Here is an 18129-nt window from a genome sequence, read left to right on the forward strand (position 1 = left end):
TCCGACGCCATGACGTCGGACACCCACGCCTCCCTCCGCGCCGGCCATCTCGTGGACGAACAAGCCGTCGTGTCGCTCACCCAGGACCTGGTCCGCATCCCCTCGACCTGGGACGCGGGCCGAGGGCGTAGCGAGCAGCCAGTGGCGGAACTCGTCGCGCAGGTCATGCGGGGATTCGGCTGGCGGCCGGAGGTCACCGAGGTCGTCCCCGGGCGCCCCAACGTCGTCGCGGTGGTGGACGGCGGCCTGCCCGGCCCGACGCTGATGTTCGAGGGGCACACCGACGTCGTCACCGAGGGCGCTCCCGAGGAGTGGACCGTCGACCCGTTCGGCGGCGACATCGTCGACGGGCGGCTGTACGGTCGCGGCTCCGCCGACATGAAGGCCGGTGTCGCCGCGATGATCCACGCGACCCGGGCCGTCGAGCTGGCCGGGCCGTTCCCGGGCCGGATCGTGGTGGCGGCCCTGGTGGACGAGGAGGGCCAGATGCTCGGGGCGAAGCACTTCACCACCACCGCGCTGGCCCGCGAGGTGGACGCCGCGATCATCTGCGAGCCGGAGGCGGAGGAGATCTGCGCGGTCGCCAAGGGCGCGGTCCGGCTGCTTGTCACCTGCACCGGCAAGATGGCGCACGGCGCGATGCCGCAGCACGGCCGCAACCCCGTACCGGCGGTGGCCGAGCTGGTCGCCGCGCTCGGCCGGTACCAGAGGGAGCTGCAGGCCGCCCCGGGTGAGCACGAGCACCTCGGCCTGACGTACCTGACCCCCACGGTCCTGGACGCCGGCTCCGCCGACCAGCTCAACGTCATCCCCGGCCGCGCCGTCCTCGGCGTGGACTGCCGGACCGTACCCGCTGTCGACCACGCCGCCCTCGCCGCGCGGGTCCGCGCCGACGCCGACGCCATCGGCACCCGGCACGGTGTCATCTTCGCCGTCGAGGTCGTCGACGACCGGCCGTGCGCGGTCACCCCGGAGGACCACCCCGTCTCGCTCGCCGTGGCCGAGGCGCACCGCGCCGTCACCGGCGCCGAGCCCGTCTTCGGCGGCGTGCCCGGCGCGACCGACGGCACGATCCTGTGGCGCGACAGCGGCATCCCGAACGTGGTGTACGGACCCGGCCCGAAGTGGATCGCCCACCAGCCCGACGAGTACGTCGAGGTCGACGACGTCGTCCGCAAGACGAAGGTATACGCCGAGGCGGCCCTGGCCTTCCTCACCGGGGCCACCGGCGCCCGGACGGGTGCGGCGTCGTGACCGCGCAGGAGCTGCTGACCGCGCTGCCCACCGGCCTGCCGATCGGCGCGGGCTGGACCAGCACCGCGCAGACCGCGCCGGTGCGCTTCCCGTACGACGGCAGCACCGTCACCCAGGCGCCGTGGGGCGACCCCGGCGACGCGGAAGCGGCTGTCGAAGCCGCGCAGGAGATCGCCGCGGAGATGGCCGGGCTGCCCGGCCACCGGCGGCGCGCGATCCTGACGGCAGTCGCCGCCGAGGTGCGCGCCCGCGCCGGCTCGCTGGCCGAGCTGCTGGTCCTGGAGACCGGCAAGCCGCTCGTGGACTGCCGGGTCGAGGTCGCCCGCACGCTGGTCACGCTGGAGACGGCCGCCGAGGAGGTCGGGCACCTGACCGGCGAGACGGTGGCGCTGGACATGCAGCCGGCCGGCGAGGGCATGCTCGGTTTCTGGGTACGCCGTCCGGTCGGTGTCGTCGTCGGCATCACCGGGTTCAACTACCCGCTGCTCCTGGCCGCGCACAAGGTCGCGCCGTCGGTCGCGGCGGGCTGCCCGGTGATCGTCAAGCCGGCGCCGAACACGCCGCTGGCCACGCTGGTGCTGGTCGACCTGTTCCGCCGGGCGGGCTGCCCGGCCGCCGGGGTCCAGCTCGTCACCGGCGGCGTCGAGGTCGGCAAGCTCCTGACCACGCACCCCGGCGTCGCGGCCGTGTCCTTCACCGGGTCGGCGCACGTCGGCCACCAGATCGCCCGCGCCGCGGCCCCGCGCAAGGTGCTGCTCGAACTCGGGTCCAACGCGGCGCTCGTCGTCGGCCGCGACGCCGACCTCGACCGGGCCGCCGAAGCCGTCGTACGCGGCGGGTTCTACGCCTCGGGCCAGGCGTGCATCAGCGTGCAGCGGGTGATCGTCGAGGAGCCGGTCCGGGAGGCGCTGCTGGACCGCCTCCGGCCGCTGCTGGCGTCGGTCACCACCGGTGACCCCCGGTCCGCCGACACCCGGGTGTCCGCCCTGGTGGACGAGGCGTCCACCGAGCGGGTGCACTCGTGGGTGGACCGTGCGGTCGCCGCCGGGGCGCGCTGCCTGGCCGGCGGTACGGCGCAGGGCCGGGTGCTGCAACCGACCGTGCTCGTCGACGTCCCCGAGGACGCCGAGTGCTGGGCGGAGGAGATCTTCGGTCCGGTGGTCTGCGTCCGGTCGGTGCCCGACATGGACGCGGCGGTCGAGCTGGTCAACCGGTCCCGTTACGGGCTCCAGGCCGCCGTCTTCACCCGCGACCTGGCTGTCGCCCTGGACGTCGTACGCCGCCTCGACGTCGGCGGCGTGCTCGTCAACGAGGTGCCCGGCTTCCGCGCCGACAACATGCCGTACGGCGGCGTCAAGGACTCCGGCATCGGCCGGGAGGGACCGCGCTTCGCCATGGAGGAGCTGACCGTGACCAAGATGGTGATGATCAGGCCATGACTCGGAGTGGGAGCACACACGCATGGTGATCTACTTCGTCCGGCGGCTGGCCATCCTCGCGGTATCGCTGTTCGCCGCGTCGATCCTCGTCTTCACGATGCTGGCGCTGCTGCCGGGCGACCAGGCGCAGGCGATGCTCGGCGTCAACGCCACCCCGGAGGCGCTGGAGGCGCTGCGGGAGCAGTTCGGGACGAACCGGCCGTTCACCGAGCGGTACCTCGACTGGGCCGGCGGCCTGATCCGCGGTGACTTCGGCATCTCGCCGCTCAGCGGGGTGTCGGTCGGCTCGGAGATCGCCGACAAGCTCGGCGTGACGGTGCCGCTGATTCTGGCCGGGATGACGCTGGCGCTGCTCATCGCCGTACCGCTGGGCATCCTCGCCGCGGTGAAGAGCCGTACCGCGATCGGAACGGCGCTCTCGGCGCTGAGCCAGGTCGGCATCGCCGTGCCGTCGTTCTGGCTGGGCATCCTGCTCATCACCGTGTTCGCGGTGAAGTTGCAGTGGCTGCCCGCCGGCGGGTTCACCGGATGGGACGACGTCGGCGGCGCCGTGCAGGCCCTGCTGATGCCGGCGCTGGTCCTCGGCGTGGCCCAGGGCGCGATCCTGATGCGCTACGTCCGGTCCGCTGTGGTCGAGGTCATGCAGGAGGACTTCATCCAGACCGCGCGGGCCAAGGGGCTGAGCCGCTCGCAGGCGCTGACCCGGCACGCGCTGCGCAACGCGGCCATCCCGGTCATCACGGTCCTCGGTCTGCAACTCGCGACGCTGCTCATCGGCACCGTCGTGATCGAGAACGTCTTCGGCCTGCCCGGTCTCGGCCGGATGCTGCTCCAGGACGTGGGCAACCGCGACCTGCTGAAGGTGCAGGGCACCGTGATGGTGCTGACCGCCGCGGTGCTTCTGATCAACTTCGTCGTCGACGTGGTGTACCACGCGGTCGACCCCAGGCTGAGGAGCAAGGCATGACATCAGTCGCCGACGCCCCACCGGACGCCACCGCCGACGTCGTCGCGGCCGGCCCGGTCAAGCCGCGCCGCCGCTGGAACCTCACGCTGGTGATCGGCGCCGGCCTGGTGGGCCTGGTCGTCCTCACCGCGCTCGTGTCGTTCCTCTGGACGCCGTACGACCCCACCCGGGTCGACCCGTCGCAGACGCTGCTGTCCCCGGGCGGGGACCACTGGCTCGGCACCGACCACTTCGGCCGGGACATCGTCAGCCAGCTCCTCGTCGGCGCGCGGACCACACTGTTCGTCGGTGTGGTCGCCGTCGCGATCGCCGCCGCCGTCGGCGTACCCCTGGGTCTGCTCGCCGCCACCGGGCACCGCTGGCTCAGCGAGCCGGTGATGCGGGCACTGGACATCGTGTTCGCCTTCCCGGCCATCCTGCTGGCGATCATCCTGGCCGCCGGCTTCGGCGCCTCCACGCTCACCGGCATGATCGCGATCGGCGTCGCGAACGTCCCGGTGTTCGGCCGTCTCACCCGGGCCGGCGCGATGCAGGTGCTGCAGAGCGACTTCGTGCTCGCCGCGCGCAGCTACGGCCGCCGGGGCGTGGTGCTCATGGTCCGGTACGTGCTGCCGAACATCGCGGCCCTGCTCATCGTGCAGGCGTCGGTGTCGTTCGCGCACGCGGTGCTCGCCGAGGCGGCGCTGTCCTACCTCGGGTACGGCACCCCGCCGCCGACCCCCACCTGGGGCCGGATGCTCCAGGAGGCCCAGAACTACTTCGTCGTGCAGCCGATGCTCGCCGTCTGGCCCGGTCTGGCGATCGCCCTGTCGGTGCTCGGCTTCAACCTCATGGGCGACGGGTTGCGCGACGCCCTCGACCCGCGGCTGAGAGGACGGTGAGCGGCGTGAGCGGGCTCGTGGTGGAGGACCTCGTCGTCGAGGTCCACGACATCCAGGCCGTCAAGGGCGTCTCGTTCGAGATCGGGCCGGGCCGTCGGATGGGACTCATCGGCGAGTCCGGCTGCGGCAAGTCCCTGACCGCGCTCGCGCTGATGGGCCTGCTGCCCCACGGCGTGACAGCGTCCGGCCGGGTGTTGCTGAACGGCCGTAACCTGCTCGACCTGTCCGACAAGCAGATGTGCGCGGTCCGCGGCAACGACATCGCCATGGTGTTCCAGGAGCCGATGACGGCGCTCAACCCGCTGATGCGGGTCGGCAACCAGGTCGCCGAGTCGCTGCGGCTGCACAAGGGGATGAGCCGGGCCGCGGCCTCCGCCCGGGCCGTCGAACTGCTCGAACGGGTCCAGCTGCCCGAGCCCGACCGCACCGCGCGCAAGTACCCGCACCAGCTCTCCGGCGGCCAGCGCCAGCGCGTCGTCCTGGCCATCGCGCTGGCGTGCGACCCCGCCGTGCTGATCGCGGACGAGCCCACCACGGCGCTGGACGTCACGGTGCAGGCGGAGATGCTGCGGCTGATGGACACGCTGGTGCGCGAGGAGGGCGCGTCGCTGCTGCTCATCACCCACGATTTGCCGGTGGTCGCCAGCATCTGCGAGGAACTGCTCGTCATGTACGGCGGCTCGATCGTCGAGCACGGCGACGTGGCGACGGTGTTCGACTCGCCCCGGCACCCGTACACGGCGGGCCTGCGGGCGTCCACGGTGCTGGAGAGCACCGACGGGAGCGGCCGGCTGTCCACCATCCCGGGCCGCGTCCCGTCGCTCGGGTCGTTCCCCACCGGCTGCGTGTACCGCAACCGCTGCCCGCGCGCCGACGACGTCTGCGGCACGGTGCCGCTGCTGACGGCGCCGCCCGGCAGCACCCAGCGGGCGGCCTGCCACCACCCGATCGAGAGCGACCAGCCCCTAGGAAGCGGGAAGGCCAGCGCATGACCACCACCCCGTTGCTGGAAGCCGTCGACGTGGTGCGCGAGTACCGCGCCCCGCGGCGGTCGCTGCGTACGCCGGGCCGGCCGATCCGCGCGCTCGACGGCGTGAGCGTGCAGGTCCACGAGGGCGAGGCGTTCGGCATCGTGGGGGAGAGCGGCTCCGGCAAGTCCACGCTGTCGCGCATCCTCATGGCCCTCGACCAGCCGACCTCCGGCACCGCGTTCTACCAGGGGCAGCGGATCAGCGGCGTACCGGAGCGGCGGCTCGGGTTCCTGCGCCGCGACGTGCAGATGGTGCTCCAGGACCCGATGTCGTCGCTGAACCCGCGCATGCGCGTCGCGGACATCATCGCGGAGCCGATGCGCGCGCTGCGCCTGCCCGGCGACCACCGGGCCCGCGTCGCCGAGCTGATGCACTCCGTGGGTCTGCCCGAGGAGGCGGTGACCCGCTACCCGCACCAGTTCTCCGGCGGCCAGCGGCAGCGCATCGCCATCGCCCGCGCCCTCGCGGCCGGGCCGAAGGTCATCGTGGGGGACGAGCCGGTCAGCGCGCTCGACGTCTCGGTGCGCGCGCAGATCCTCAACCTGCTCACCGACCTGGCCGAACAGTTCAAGCTGACCCTGATCCTGGTCTCCCACGACCTGTCCGTCGTCCGGTACCTCTGCGACCGGATCGCGGTGATGAACCAGGGCCGGATCGTCGAGACGGGTGACACCGAATCGATCTACTCCGACCCCCGGCACCCCTACACCCAGAGGCTGCTGTCCGCGGTGCCCACCCTGAGCGGCGACCTCCTGGACCGATTCAACAGGAGCAGCACATGAGGTTGGTTGACCGCGTCGCCGTCGTCACCGGAGGCGCCAGCGGCATCGGACTGGCCACCGTCGGCCGGCTCGTCGAGGAGGGCGCGCGCGTCGTCATCGCCGACCTCGACGGCGACCGCGCCGCCGAGGCGGCCGCCGGGTTCGGGTCCGCCGTCGTGGGCGTGGCCTGCGACATCACCCGGGCCGAGGACTGCCGCGCCGCCGTCGAGACCGCCGTCGAGCGGTTCGGCCGGCTCGACCTCATGCACGCAAACGCCGGTACGCCGTTCACCGGCCCGCTGGACGAGGTGGACCAGGCGACGCTGGACCGCGTGGTCGACGTGAACCTCAAGGGTGCGTTCTGGACCGCGCAGGCCGCCGCGCCCGCGCTGATCGAGGCCGGTGGCGGCGCGATCGTGTTCACCGCGTCGCTCCAGGCCGTCATCGCCCGCCCCCGGTACGCGCCGTACACCGCCGCCAAGCACGGCGTCATCGGCCTGATGAAGGCGCTGGCGCTGGAACTCGCGCCGCACGGCGTCCGGGTCAACGCGATCGCCCCGGCGGCGACCGAGACGCCGATGCTCTCGGCGTTCCTCGGCGGGATGGGTGACGTGCCGGACAGCGCGCGGGAGAACTTCCGGGCGTCGATCCCGCTGGGCCGCATGGCGACGCCGCGCGACTCCGCCGACGCGGTGGTGTTCCTCGCCAGCGACGAGGCGCGCATGGTCACGGGCCACACGCTCGTCCTCGACGGCGGCACGACGGCCGGCTGAGGCGTACCGTGACCGGACCTCTGGCGGACCCTCCGTACGAGGGGACCATCGGACGCACCTACGGCGAGTCGACGGAGCACTGGAGCACGCCGCCGTCGGCCGCCGCGGGTACCCCGAACGTGGTGTACGTGCTGCTGGACGACGTCGGGTTCGCCGACTTCGGCTGCTTCGGCGCCGAGATCGACACCCCGACGATCGACCGGCTGGCCGCCTCCGGGCTGCGGTACACCAACTTCCACACCTCGCCGCTGTGCTCGCCGACCCGGGCCAGCGTGCTCACCGGCCGCAACCACCACAGCGTCGGCATGCGCATGCTGTCCAACTTCGACAGCGGCTTCCCCAGCGGCCGGGGGCGGATCACTCACGCCGCCGCCACCGTCGCGGAGATGCTCGCCGACGCCGGGTTCAACACCATGGCGGTCGGCAAGTGGCACGTCGCGCCGCTGGAGCAGACCACGCCGTCCGGGCCGTACGACCAGTGGCCGCTGGGACGCGGTTTCGAGCGGTACTACGGCTTCCTGGAGGCCGAGACCGACAACTTCTATCCGGAGCTGGTGTACGACAACCATCAGGTGGACCCGCCGGCCACCCCGGAGGAGGGCTACCACCTCACCGAGGACCTGACCGACCGGGCCATCGGGTTCGTCCGGGACCAGACCTCGTTCACCCCGGAGAAGCCGTTCTTCCTCTATCTGGCGTACGCCGCGGCGCACGCCCCGCACCAAGCTCCGCCGGAGTACCTGGCGAAGTACCGCGGCCGCTACGACGCCGGCTGGGACGTCATCCGCGCGGACCGGCACCGGCGGCAGATCGGGCTGGGCATCATCCCGCCGGACGCGCCGCTGCCGCCGCACAACCCGGGCGTCGTGCCGTGGGACGACGTGCCGCCGGAGCAGCGGCGCCTGTTCGCCCGCATGCAGGAGGCGTACGCGGCGATGGTCGACCACACCGACGCCCAGCTCGGGCGCCTGGTCGACTTCCTGGAGCGGATCGGCCGGCTCGACGACACGATCTTCGTGGTCATGTCGGACAACGGCGCGAGCCCCGAGGGCACGCCGCTCGGCACGCTCAACCCCACCGCGTTCCAGAACCGGGTGCCGGAGAACCTCCAGGACAGCCTGGACCGGATCGACGAGATCGGCGGCCCGCGGGCGCAGAGCAACTACCCGCTGGGCTGGGCGCAGGTCAGCAACACCCCGTTCCGCCGCTACAAGCAGCACACCCACGAGGGCGGGGTGCGGGTGCCGTTCGTGCTGAGCTGGCCGGCCGGTGACGTACCCGGCGGGCAGGTGCGGACGCAGTTCCAGCACAGCATCGACGTCACCGCGACGGTGCTGGACCTGGTCGGGGTGCAGCCGCCCGCGGTGCGCCGGGGCGTCCCGCAGATGCCGCTGCACGGCCGCAGCTTCCGCGACGGGCTGCGCGACCCGGCGGCGCCGCCGTCGCGGGACCGCCAGTACTTCGAGATGTTCGGCCACCGCGGCATCTACCACCAGGGCTGGAAGGCTGTCGCGTTCCACGAGCGGGGCACCTCCTGGGACGAGGACCGCTGGGAGCTGTACCGGATCGACGAGGACCCGACCGAGAGCCGGGACCTGGCCGCCGAGCATCCGGAGGTGCTGCGGCGTCTCATCGAGGAGTTCTGGATCGAGGCGGCCCGCTACGACGTGCTGCCGCTGGACGACAGGGGATTCGCGATCCGGGCCCGGGTGCCGCGCCCCGGATCGGTGCGGGACCGGCTGGACTTCACCTACCTGGCCGGCGTGCCGACGATCTCCGGCGCGGCGGTGCCGCCGACGATGAACCGCTCGCACGCCATCACCGCGCGCGTGCACCGCACCGACGCGGCGCAGGGCGGCGTGATCGTGGTGCTCGGCAACGTCAGCGGCGGGTACGTGCTGCACATCAAGGACAACCACCTGGTGTACGAGTACAACCACCTCGGCACCCACTACGTGCTGCGGTCCGAGGGCGAGTTGCCGCTGGGCCCGGTGGAGCTGACCTTCGAGCTGACGAAGACCGCCGACTGCCAGGGCACCGGCCGCCTGTACGTGGACGGCGAGGCGGCGGGGGAGGCGCTGTTCCCGCAGTTGCTGCCGTTCTTCCACGGTTTCGCGGGCATGGACGTCGGGCGCAGCATCCACTCGCCGGTGTCACAGAGCTACCCGGCCCGGCACGAGTTCTCCGGCGAACTGGAGTACGTGCGGTTCCGGCTCGCCGCGTCCGAGGACGTCGGCGAGCCCATCGCGCCGGCGGGCGGCGTCGCGCCGCGTCCGTCGGCCGGCGTCGGGTTCGAGGTGGTGGACTGACGCGCGCCCGCGCGTACGACGACGGCGCGTGGACGGACCTCCTTGTCCGTCCACGCGCCGTCCGTCTACCGGGGCCTCAGCGCAGGGCCAGACCCCACAGCGGGTCCTCCAGGAACCGGCCGACGTGGGCGAGCACCCGGCTGCCCAGTTCCCCGTCCACCAGCCGGTGGTCGAACGACAGCGACAACTGCACCGTCCACCGGGGAACGACCTGCTCGTCGACCACCCACGGCATCCGGCGCAGCGCGCCGAGGCAGAGGATCGCCGCCTCGCCGGGGTTGAGGATCGGAGTGCCGGCGTCCACGCCGAACACGCCGATGTTGGTGATGGTGATCGTCCCGCCGGCCAGGTCGGCGGGACGGGTGCGGCCATCCCGCGCGGTGCTCGCCAGCTCGTTGAGGGCGACCGCGAGGTCCCGTACCGGAAGGTTCTGCGCGGCCTTGATGTTCGGCACGAGCAGGCCGCGCGGCGTCGCGGCGGCGATGCCCAGGTTGACGTCGGCGAACCGGACGATCTCCTGGTTCTCCTCGTCCCAGCTGGCGTTCACGTCCGGATGCCGGCGGACGGCGTCCAGCACCGCCAGCGACGCCACGAGCAGCGGGCTGACCTTCACCCCCTGGAACGCCGGGTCCTGCTTCAGCCGGTCCACGAACTCGACGGTGCCTGTCATGTCGACGGTGAGGAACTCGGTGACGTGCGGCGCGGTGAACGCGCTGGCGACCATCGCGGCGGCTGTCGCCTTGCGCACCCCGCGCACGGGCAGGCGCTCGTCCCGCCGGTGGTCGGCCACCGGCGCCGGGCCGGTGGTGTGGTCGAGCAGGTCCTGGCGGGTGATCCGGCCGTCGGGGCCGCTGCCGCGGACGTCCGCCAGCTCCACGCCGAGGTCCTTGGCGAGCTTGCGCAGCGGCGGCTTGGTGAGCACCGGCGGCCGGGACGTGTGCGCCGGGCGGGCGGGTTCGGCCGGGCGGACGGACGGCGTCGCGCGGCGTAGCCGGCGTGTCCGCGCCTGCGCGGACACCCCGTAGCCGACGAGCACCGCGGTACGTTCCACGGCCGGCTCGTCGGCGGCCGGCGGCGCGGCATCCGTGGCGTCCGTGGCGTCCGAGTCACCCCCGGTCCGGATCGCGATGATCGGCGCGCCGACCTCGACTGTCTGCCCCTCCTCGGCCAGGAGGCGGTCCACCACACCGGCGTACGGGCTGGGCAGCTCGACCACGGCCTTGGCGGTCTCGATGTCCACGATGACGTCGTTGAGGCCGACCGGATCGCCCGGAGCGACCCGCCAGGTGACGATCTCGGCCTCGGTGAGGCCCTCGCCGACGTCGGGCAGACGGAACTGCTGAACGGTCACGTGTACCTCTCCCTTCAGGCGGCCAGGACGCGGTCGACGGCGTCGAGGATCCGGTCCAGGTCGGGCAGGTACTCCTCCTCGACCTTCGCCGGCGGGTACGGCAGGTTGAAGCCGCCGACCCGCTCCACCGGCGCCTCCAGCGAGTAGAAGCACCGGCTCGTCACCTGCGCGACGACCTCGGCACCGAACCCGGCGAACGTGGGGGCCTCGTGGACCACCACCGCCCGGCCGGTGCGGCGCACCGACTCCTCGATGGTCGCCACGTCCAGCGGCGAGATGGACCGCAGGTCGATCACCTCGATGTCGCGGCCCTCCTGCGCCGCGGCCTCGGCGGCGGCGACGCAGGTGGCGACAGTGCCGCCGTACGTCAGCAGCGTCACGTCGGTGCCCGGCCGCACGGTCCGGGCGCGGTCCAGCGGCAGCGGCGGCCCGGCGGTTGTCACCTCGCCCTTGACCCAGTAGCGGCGCTTCGGCTCGTAGAAGATCACCGGGTCGTCACCGGCGACGGCCTGCCGGATCATCCAGTGCGCGTCGTCCGGGCTGGCGCAGTAGACGACCCGAAGCCCGGCGGTGTGCGCGAAGTACGCCTCGTTCGACTCGCTGTGGTGCTCCACCGCGCCGATGCCGCCACCGACCGGAATGCGCACCACCACCGGAAGGGCGGTACGGCCGCCGGTGCGGGCCCGCATCTTGGCGAGCTGGGAGACGATCTGGTTGAACGCGGGGTAGACGAAGCCGTCGAACTGGATCTCGCAGACCGGGCGGTACCCGCGCAGCGCCAGCCCGATGGCGGTGCCGACGATCCCGGACTCGGCGAGGGTGGTGTCCACCACCCGGGCCTCGCCGAAGTCCTTCTGGAGACCGTCGGTGACCCGGAAGACGCCGCCGAGCCGGCCGACGTCCTCGCCCATCAGGAGGACCTTGTCGTCGTCCTCCATGGCACGGCGCAGGCCGGAGTTCAGTGCCTGACAGAGAGTGAGCATGAACGAGTTCTCCGATCGGGGCGGGCGTCAGTCGAGGAAGGAGGCGCGGTAGGCGACGAACGCGTCGTGCTCCTCCCGCAGAAGCGGGGGCACGTCGGCCAGCACTGTGGCGAAGGCGTCGGCGAGGTCCGGCGCCTCCAGCGCCAGGCACTCCCGGCGGGTACGGTCGGCCAGTTCGTCCGCCTCGGCCTGGATCCCGCCGAGGAACGCCTCGTCGCTCCAGCCCTCGGCGCGCATGAGCGCCTCGACCCGGGCCAGCGGATCCCGCGCCCGCCACGCCGCCAGCTCGTCGTCGGTGCGGTACCGGGTCGGGTCGTCCGACGTGCTGTGCCCGCCCATCCGGTACGTGGTGGCCTCGACGATCGCGGGGCCGTGGCCGGACCGGGCGTGTTCGGTCACCGCGGACGTCACCGCGTACACCGCCAGCACGTCGTTGCCGTCGACCCACTCGCTGCGCAGGCCGAACCCGGCGCCGCGCCGGTGGATCGGGGTACGCGTCTGCGACGCGGTCGGGGTCGAGATGGCCCACTGGTTGTTCTGGCAGAAGAACACCATCGGCGCGGCGTTGACGGCGGCGATGTTCATGGCCTCGCTCGCGTCGCCCTCGCTCGCCGCGCCGTCACCGAAGTACGTCACGACCACCGTGTCGCTGCCGTCGCGCTGCACCCCGAGGGCGTACCCGGTGGCGTGCAGCAGCTGGGCGGCCAGGACCAGCGTGTAGATGTGGAACGAGTACGGCTCCGGATCCCAGCCGCTGTGCGCGACGCCGCGCCACTGACGCAGCAGGTCGGCCGGGCCGATGCCGCGCCACAGCGCCGCGGCGTGCTCCCGGTAGCTCGGGAAGACGTAGTCGTCGGCGCGTACCGCCGCGACCGAGCCGACCTGGGCGGCCTCCTGGCCGCGGCACTGCAGCCACAGGCCCAGCTCGCCCTGCCGCTGCAACGCGAACGCCTCGTCGTCGAGGCGGCGGGCGAGCCGCATCCCCCGGTACAGGTCACGGGTGAGGCGGCCGAGGACGTCGCGGTCGGCGTCGACGTCCGGGTGCAGGCGCCCGTCCGGGGTGACGAGCTGGGTCCAGCCCTCGGACGTACGCGGAAGGTCGGTGGCGCCGGTGAAGGGGTTGGTGACCGGTGGGTCGGCGAGATCTACGGTAGTCATTCGTCACCTTCTGGGTGCGTCGGTCTCCGCGTCACCGGGGTCGCCGGCCGTCTCGCGGATCTCTCGGATACGGGACCGCCCGCCGGGGTGGACCCGGCGGGCGGTGGTGGGCAGTGCCTCAGACCGTGTGGCGGTCGGCGAGTGTCAGCGCCTCGTCGAGGATCGCCAGGCCCGCCTTGGCCTCCGTCTCCGACACGGTGCACGGCGGCACCACGTGGATCCGGTTGAAGTTCGCGAACGCGACCAGGCCGCCGCGCTTGCACGCGGCCAGCACCTCGTTCATCTCCGGCGACGACGACCCGTACGGCGCCAGCGGCTCCTTCGTCTCGCGGTCGCGTACCAGTTCCAGCGCCCAGAACACGCCGAGCCCGCGGACGTCACCGACGCTCGGGTGCCGGTCGGCGAGTTCGCGCAGCCCCGGGCCCAGCACGTCGGCGCCGATCGTGGCGGCGTTCTCGACGATCCGCTCGTCCCGCATCACGTTGATGGTCGCGACGGCGGCGGCGGCGGCCAGCGGATGACCGGAGTAGGTCAGGCCGCCGGGGTAGGCACGGGTGGCGAACGTCTCCGCGACGTGCTCGGCGATCACCACACCGCCGAGCGGGACGTAACCGGAGTTCACGCCCTTGGCGAAGGTGATCAGGTCGGGCGTCACGCCGTAGTGGTCGAGCGCGAACCAGGCGCCGGTACGCCCGAAGCCCGCCATCACCTCGTCGGCGATGTAGAGGATGCCGTGCCTGTCGCACAGCTCGCGTACGCCCGCGAGGAAGCCCGGCGGCGGCGGCATGATGCCGGCGGTGCCCGGCACCGTCTCCAGCACGATCGCCGCGATGGTGGACGGGCCCTCCATCTCCACGACGCGTTCGAGGTGGCGCAGCGCGAGCGCGCACTCCTCCTCCTCGGTCGTGGCGCCGAACTCCGACCGGTACAGGAACGGGCCGAAGAAGTGCACCACCCCGGCGGTGCCGTTGTCGCTGGGCCAGCGGCGCGGGTCGCCGGTGAGGTTCACCGCGGTCTGGGTGCCGCCGTGGTAGCTGCGGTACTGCGACAGCACCTTCGGCCGGCCGGTGTGCAGCCGGGCCATCCGGACGGCGTGCTCGATCGCGTCCGCGCCGCCGTTGGTGAAGAACACCTTGGAAAGGCCGGCCGGGGTCAGCTCCGTGATCAGCCGGGCCGCCTCGCCGCGGGCGTCGTTGGCGTACGACGGCGCGATCGTGCACAGACGGGCCGCCTGCTCCTGGATCGCCGCGACCACCACCGGGTGCTGGTGGCCGATGTTGGTGTTGACGAGCTGCGACGAGAAGTCCAGGTAGCGGTTCCCGTCGCCGTCCCAGAAGTACGAGCCCTCGGCGCGCTCGACCACCATCGGGTCGAGCAGCGACTGGGCGGACCAGGAGTGGAAGACGTGCGCGCGGTCGAGTTCGTAGGTGCGTTGTGCGCTGCTGCTCATCGGCGTTCTCTCTCCGCTGCTCAGACGTTCTCGGGGAAGCCGAGGTTGATGCCGCCGTGGCTGGGGTCGAGCCACCGGGAGGTGACGACCTTGCCGCGGGTGAAGAAGTGCACGCCCTCGGCGCCGTGGGCGTGCGAGTCGCCGAAGAGGCTGTCCTTCCAGCCGCCGAAGGAGTAGTAGGCCATCGGCACCGGGATCGGCACGTTGACGCCGACCATGCCGACCTCGACCTCGTTCTGGAAGCGGCGGGCCGCGCCGCCGTCGTTGGTGAAGATGGCCGTCCCGTTGCCGTACCGGTTGGCGTTCACCAGCGCGAGCGCCTCGTCGTAGCTGCCGACGCGCACCACTGAGAGCACCGGCCCGAAGATCTCGTCGGTGTACACGCTCATCTCCGGCGACACCCGGTCGAGCAGGCTCGGCCCGAGCCAGAACCCGGACTCGTCGCCGTCGGCCCGCACGTCGCGGCCGTCCACCACCAGCTCGGCGCCGGCCTCGACACCCGCGTCGAGGTACGACGCGACGCGGTCGCGGTGCTCCTTGGTGACCAGCGGACCCATGTCGCAGGAGCGCCGCCCGTCACCGACCTTCAGGGTGGCGATGCGCTCCCGGATCCGGGCCACCAGGTCGTCGGCGACGGGCTCGACGACCACCAGGGCCGAGATGGCCATGCACCGCTCGCCGGCCGAGCCGAACCCGGCGTTGACCGCCGCGTCGGCGGCCAGGTCGAGGTCGGCGTCCGGCAGCACCACCATGTGGTTCTTCGCGCCGCCGAGGGCCTGGACGCGCTTGCCGTTGCGGGTGCCGGTCTCGTACACGTACCGGGCGATCGGCGTGGAGCCGACGAACGACACCGCCTTGACCTCGGGGTGCTCCAGCAGCCGGTCCACGGCGACCTTGTCGCCGTGCACGACGTTGAACACGCCGGCGGGCAGGCCGGCCTGCTCCCAGAGCCGGGCCACGAGCAGCGACGCGGACGGGTCCTTCTCGCTGGGCTTGAGCACCACGGTGTTGCCGGCCGCGATGGCGATGGGCACGAACCACATCGGGACCATCACCGGGAAGTTGAACGGCGAGATGACGGCGCAGACGCCGACCGGCTGGCGGATCGAGTAGACGTCCACGTTCGTGGACACGCCCTCGGAGTAGCCGCCCTTGAGCAGGTGCGGGATCCCGCAGGCGAACTCGACGACCTCCAGGCCGCGGGTGACCTCGCCGAGGGCGTCGGAGACGACCTTGCCGTGCTCGGCCGTGATCAGCTCGGCCAGCTCCTGCTTGTGCCGGTTGACCAGCTCGCGGAACGCGAACAGCACCTGGGTGCGCCTGGTCAGCGACGAGGTCCGCCAGGAGGCGAACGCGGCGGCGGCGGAGGCGACCGCCTGGTCCACCTCGTCGACCGAGGCCAGCGGCACCTCCGTCCGGACCGCGCCCAGCGCCGGATCGTAAACTGGGGCCGTACGCTCGGTGACGCCGGCGAACGGCTTGCCGTCGATCCAGTGGGTCACCCGCTCCAGCGGGACGGGAGCGGGCGCGGTGCCGGGTGCTGTCTGGGTCATGCCCGGGATCATCTGTGCTTCCCCAGGTCCGGGCAATGGGCACTGTGTCGTTCCCGTCCGCGGGAAGCGCACATACTGTGCGCCGGAGGAGAGGGGGGAGGCGCTCCGATGCCGATGACCGTCCGTGACGTGCTCGAACTGCCGGCTCTGCAGCAGGCCGGGCCGCGCGTCCTGGCGGGCCGGGACCGGCTGGACGCGCCGGTGCGCTGGGTGCACGTCGCCGAGATCCCCGAGATCGCCGACCTGCTCCGCGGTGGCGAGCTGGTCCTGACCACAGGCATCGGCCTGCCCCCGGACGACGACGGGCTGCGCCGGTGGATCGACGGCCTGGCGGCCGTCGGGGTGGCGGGTGTGGTGGTCGAGCTGGGCCGCCGGTTCGGCGGCACGCTGCCGGCCGGGCTGGTCGAGCACGCCCGCAGCCGGAACCTGCCCCTGATCGCGCTGCGGCGCGAGATGCGGTTCGTCGCGGTGACCGAGGTCGTCCACTCGGTGATCGTCGAGGAGCAGACGGCGGACCTGCTCGCGAAGGACGAGATCCACCGCATCTTCACCGAGCTGTCGGTGGAGGGCGCCGAGCCCCGGCAGGTGCTCCGCGAGGTCACCCGCCTGTCCCGGCGTCCCGCCGTGCTGGAGAACCTCGCCCACCAGGTGCTGGCGTACGAGACCGGCCCGCTGACCGCCGAGGAGCTGCTCGACCGCTGGGAGACCCGCTCGCGCGCGGTCGAGGTCCCGTCCGGCACCGGCTACGAGCCGCGATCGGGCTGGCTGGTGACGAGCGTCGAGGCGCGGGGCAACCGGTGGGGGCGTCTCGTGCTGCTGTGCGACCAGGAGCCACCGGCCCGGACCCGGGTGCTGCTGGAACGCGCCGCGTCCACCATCGCGCTGAACCAGCTCGTCGCCCGGGACTCGTCGTCGGTCGAGCGGCAGGCCCGCAGCAGTCTGCTGCTGAGCATCGTCAACCACTCCGCGCCCACCCGGGACGTGGCGCTGCGGGCGCGCGGGCTCGGTGTCGTCCTGGAGCAGCGACTGCTGCTCGGCGTCGTGGTCCGGCGGCGCCGGCCGGCCCCGGGCACCGGCGCCGACGGGAACGCGAACCGGCGGGCACTGCTCGACGCGGTGGAGACGGCGGTACGCGAGTGCGGGCTCGCCGCGCTCGCCGGCGACGTGGACGAGGCGGTCGGCGGCACCGGCGTCACCCTCCTCGTCGCGCTCGACGAGACCGGCTCCGACGAGGCGGCGCTGGGGAGCCTGTCCGCCGCGCTCACCCGGGCGGGCCACCGGGCCGGCGCGGACGTCGTGGTCGCCGCCGGGTCGGTGGTCCGGACGCTCGACCTGGCCCGGCGCTCGCTGGTCGAGGCGGCGCAGGTGGCCGATGCGACAGTGCACACCGCCGAGCCGCGCCCGTTCTACCGGCTGCACGACGTGCGTCTCCGGGGCCTGCTGTACCTGCTGCGCGACGACGTGCGCCTCCAGACGTTCGTCGAGCGCGAGCTGGGCCCGCTGCTCTCCTACGACCAGCGCCACGGCACGAACCACGTCGCGTTGCTGGAGACGTACCTGGTGGAGGGGCGCAACAAGCGGCGCGCGGCGGATGCGATGTCGCTGTCGCGGTCGGCGCTCTACCAGCGGCTGGAGCTGATCGAGCGGGTGCTCGGCGTCGACCTGGATTCGAGCGAGCGGCGCCTGTCGCTGCACGTGGCGCTCACCGCCCGGGACGTCATGCGCGCCGGTGGCCCGGAGCCCACCGGCTGACGGTCACCTGTGGGTGCCGCGGCCCGACCGCAGGCGCCGGACGCCGTCGCGGGCCGGCGCGCTGTGCACACTGACGCTGACGACAGGTACGGCGTTCGCGACGCTCTTGCGGACCGTCTCCAGCGGCGCCGTGCCGGGGGTGCACTCGACGATCATCACCGCGGAGCGGTCGGGGCACTGCACGTACTGGACGTGTGAGACGGCGACCCGGCGGGAGTGCAGCACGGACAGCACCTTGAGCAGGCCGGTCGTGGAGTGGCCGACGCCGAGGTGGATCACCATCGTGCTCGGCGTGCCGTGCTCGGCGGCGGGCTCGTCGTACGGGCGGCCGGGGGCGGGCCGGGGATGGTCGACGGTTGCGGGGGTGGATGCGGACACGCTCACGGGGGCCTCACTAGGACGAGCCGACAGGATCGCTTGGCCGGCGACGCACGCGGAGGCGTACGCCGCCTAGGTAATCAGCCGGG

The 18129-nt window shown here is 72.8% G+C and carries 15 protein-coding genes; 9 read left to right on the plus strand and 6 right to left on the minus strand.

The genetic code is table 11. The features are described from left to right. Positions 1-9 precede the first annotated feature (9 nt). Genes FHX31_RS03525 through FHX31_RS03560 form a run of 8 tightly spaced genes read left to right on the plus strand, consistent with a single transcriptional unit; the run spans position 10 to position 9415 of the window. Complete coding sequence (locus FHX31_RS03525; RefSeq protein ID WP_184975063.1) at positions 10-1254, plus strand: M20 family metallopeptidase; 1245 nt, start codon at positions 10-12, stop codon at positions 1252-1254. Further along, entirely contained in the window at positions 1251-2693 is a 1443-nt protein-coding gene (locus FHX31_RS03530; protein ID WP_013475385.1) for an aldehyde dehydrogenase family protein, read from the plus strand. Before FHX31_RS03525 ends, FHX31_RS03530 begins: the two co-directional genes overlap by 4 nt. Before the next feature lie 22 nt (positions 2694-2715). Beyond that, on the plus strand, positions 2716-3660 hold the full coding sequence (locus FHX31_RS03535; protein ID WP_104114889.1) for an ABC transporter permease: 945 nt from the start codon (positions 2716-2718) through the stop codon (positions 3658-3660). Further along, positions 3657-4541, plus strand: a complete 885-nt coding sequence (locus tag FHX31_RS03540; protein ID WP_013288207.1) for an ABC transporter permease — start codon at positions 3657-3659, stop codon at positions 4539-4541. The genes FHX31_RS03535 and FHX31_RS03540 overlap by 4 nt, the downstream gene beginning before the upstream one ends. A gap of 5 nt (positions 4542-4546) precedes the next feature. Further along, a complete protein-coding gene (locus FHX31_RS03545) occupies positions 4547-5533 on the plus strand; it encodes an ABC transporter ATP-binding protein (protein ID WP_235437303.1) in 987 nt (328 codons plus the stop codon). Next, positions 5530-6354, plus strand: coding sequence for an ATP-binding cassette domain-containing protein (locus tag FHX31_RS03550; RefSeq protein WP_013288205.1), 825 nt, complete (start codon positions 5530-5532; stop codon positions 6352-6354). The genes FHX31_RS03545 and FHX31_RS03550 overlap by 4 nt, the downstream gene beginning before the upstream one ends. Continuing rightward, positions 6351-7106, plus strand: a complete 756-nt coding sequence (locus tag FHX31_RS03555; RefSeq protein ID WP_184975066.1) for an SDR family NAD(P)-dependent oxidoreductase — start codon at positions 6351-6353, stop codon at positions 7104-7106. Before FHX31_RS03550 ends, FHX31_RS03555 begins: the two co-directional genes overlap by 4 nt. A gap of 8 nt (positions 7107-7114) precedes the next feature. Continuing rightward, the gene (locus FHX31_RS03560) at positions 7115-9415 is read left to right on the plus strand and encodes an arylsulfatase (RefSeq protein WP_184975069.1); all 2301 of its coding nucleotides are present in this window, start codon (positions 7115-7117) and stop codon (positions 9413-9415) included. A 76-nt stretch (positions 9416-9491) separates the two neighbouring features. Here the strand turns inward: FHX31_RS03560 and FHX31_RS03565 are convergent, their stop codons facing one another. The 5 genes from FHX31_RS03565 to FHX31_RS03585 all read right to left on the minus strand — a co-directional run bounded on the left by FHX31_RS03565 (position 9492) and on the right by FHX31_RS03585 (position 15910). Beyond that, positions 9492-10766: a dihydrolipoamide acetyltransferase family protein gene (locus FHX31_RS03565; RefSeq protein ID WP_184975072.1), complete on the minus strand. Its 1275-nt coding sequence runs from the start codon at positions 10764-10766 to the stop codon at positions 9492-9494. Positions 10767-10780: 14 nt separating this feature from the next. Further along, on the minus strand, positions 10781-11749 hold the full coding sequence (locus FHX31_RS03570) for an alpha-ketoacid dehydrogenase subunit beta (RefSeq protein WP_013475391.1): 969 nt from the start codon (positions 11747-11749) through the stop codon (positions 10781-10783). Between the two features lie 27 nt (positions 11750-11776). Beyond that, the gene (locus FHX31_RS03575; RefSeq protein WP_091330904.1) at positions 11777-12907 is read right to left on the minus strand and encodes a thiamine pyrophosphate-dependent dehydrogenase E1 component subunit alpha; all 1131 of its coding nucleotides are present in this window, start codon (positions 12905-12907) and stop codon (positions 11777-11779) included. 118 nt (positions 12908-13025) lie between these two features. After that, the gene (locus tag FHX31_RS03580; protein WP_184975075.1) at positions 13026-14357 is read right to left on the minus strand and encodes an aspartate aminotransferase family protein; all 1332 of its coding nucleotides are present in this window, start codon (positions 14355-14357) and stop codon (positions 13026-13028) included. A 20-nt stretch (positions 14358-14377) separates the two neighbouring features. Then, complete coding sequence (locus FHX31_RS03585; protein WP_392390790.1) at positions 14378-15910, minus strand: CoA-acylating methylmalonate-semialdehyde dehydrogenase; 1533 nt, start codon at positions 15908-15910, stop codon at positions 14378-14380. A 108-nt stretch (positions 15911-16018) separates the two neighbouring features. Between FHX31_RS03585 and FHX31_RS03590 the strand changes: the two genes are divergently transcribed. Continuing rightward, positions 16019-17662 (plus strand): PucR family transcriptional regulator, encoded by a 1644-nt coding sequence (locus tag FHX31_RS03590; RefSeq protein ID WP_091330906.1) that lies wholly within the window; start codon positions 16019-16021, stop codon positions 17660-17662. Positions 17663-17665: 3 nt separating this feature from the next. Here the strand turns inward: FHX31_RS03590 and FHX31_RS03595 are convergent, their stop codons facing one another. Beyond that, positions 17666-18046 (minus strand): hypothetical protein, encoded by a 381-nt coding sequence (locus FHX31_RS03595; RefSeq protein ID WP_013288196.1) that lies wholly within the window; start codon positions 18044-18046, stop codon positions 17666-17668. Between the last annotated feature and the right edge of the window lie 83 nt (positions 18047-18129).

Source organism: Micromonospora sp. CNZ286 (genome assembly GCF_014207755.1).

Bases quoted from the DNA above. Each gene is read 5' to 3' on its own strand.
- FHX31_RS03550 (WP_013288205.1), top strand. From the start codon at position 5,530: ATGACCACCACCCCGTTGCTGGAAGCCGTCGACGTGGTGCGCGAGTAC.
- FHX31_RS03525 (WP_184975063.1), top strand. From the start codon at position 10: ATGACGTCGGACACCCACGCCTCCCTCCGCGCCGGCCATCTCGTGGAC.
- FHX31_RS03575 (WP_091330904.1), bottom strand. From the start codon at position 12,907: ATGACTACCGTAGATCTCGCCGACCCACCGGTCACCAACCCCTTCACC.
- FHX31_RS03580 (WP_184975075.1), bottom strand. From the start codon at position 14,357: ATGAGCAGCAGCGCACAACGCACCTACGAACTCGACCGCGCGCACGTC.
- FHX31_RS03540 (WP_013288207.1), top strand. From the start codon at position 3,657: ATGACATCAGTCGCCGACGCCCCACCGGACGCCACCGCCGACGTCGTC.
- FHX31_RS03535 (WP_104114889.1), top strand. From the start codon at position 2,716: ATGGTGATCTACTTCGTCCGGCGGCTGGCCATCCTCGCGGTATCGCTG.
- FHX31_RS03570 (WP_013475391.1), bottom strand. From the start codon at position 11,749: ATGCTCACTCTCTGTCAGGCACTGAACTCCGGCCTGCGCCGTGCCATG.
- FHX31_RS03585 (WP_392390790.1), bottom strand. From the start codon at position 15,910: ATGACCCAGACAGCACCCGGCACCGCGCCCGCTCCCGTCCCGCTGGAG.
- FHX31_RS03590 (WP_091330906.1), top strand. From the start codon at position 16,019: ATGCCGATGACCGTCCGTGACGTGCTCGAACTGCCGGCTCTGCAGCAG.
- FHX31_RS03555 (WP_184975066.1), top strand. From the start codon at position 6,351: ATGAGGTTGGTTGACCGCGTCGCCGTCGTCACCGGAGGCGCCAGCGGC.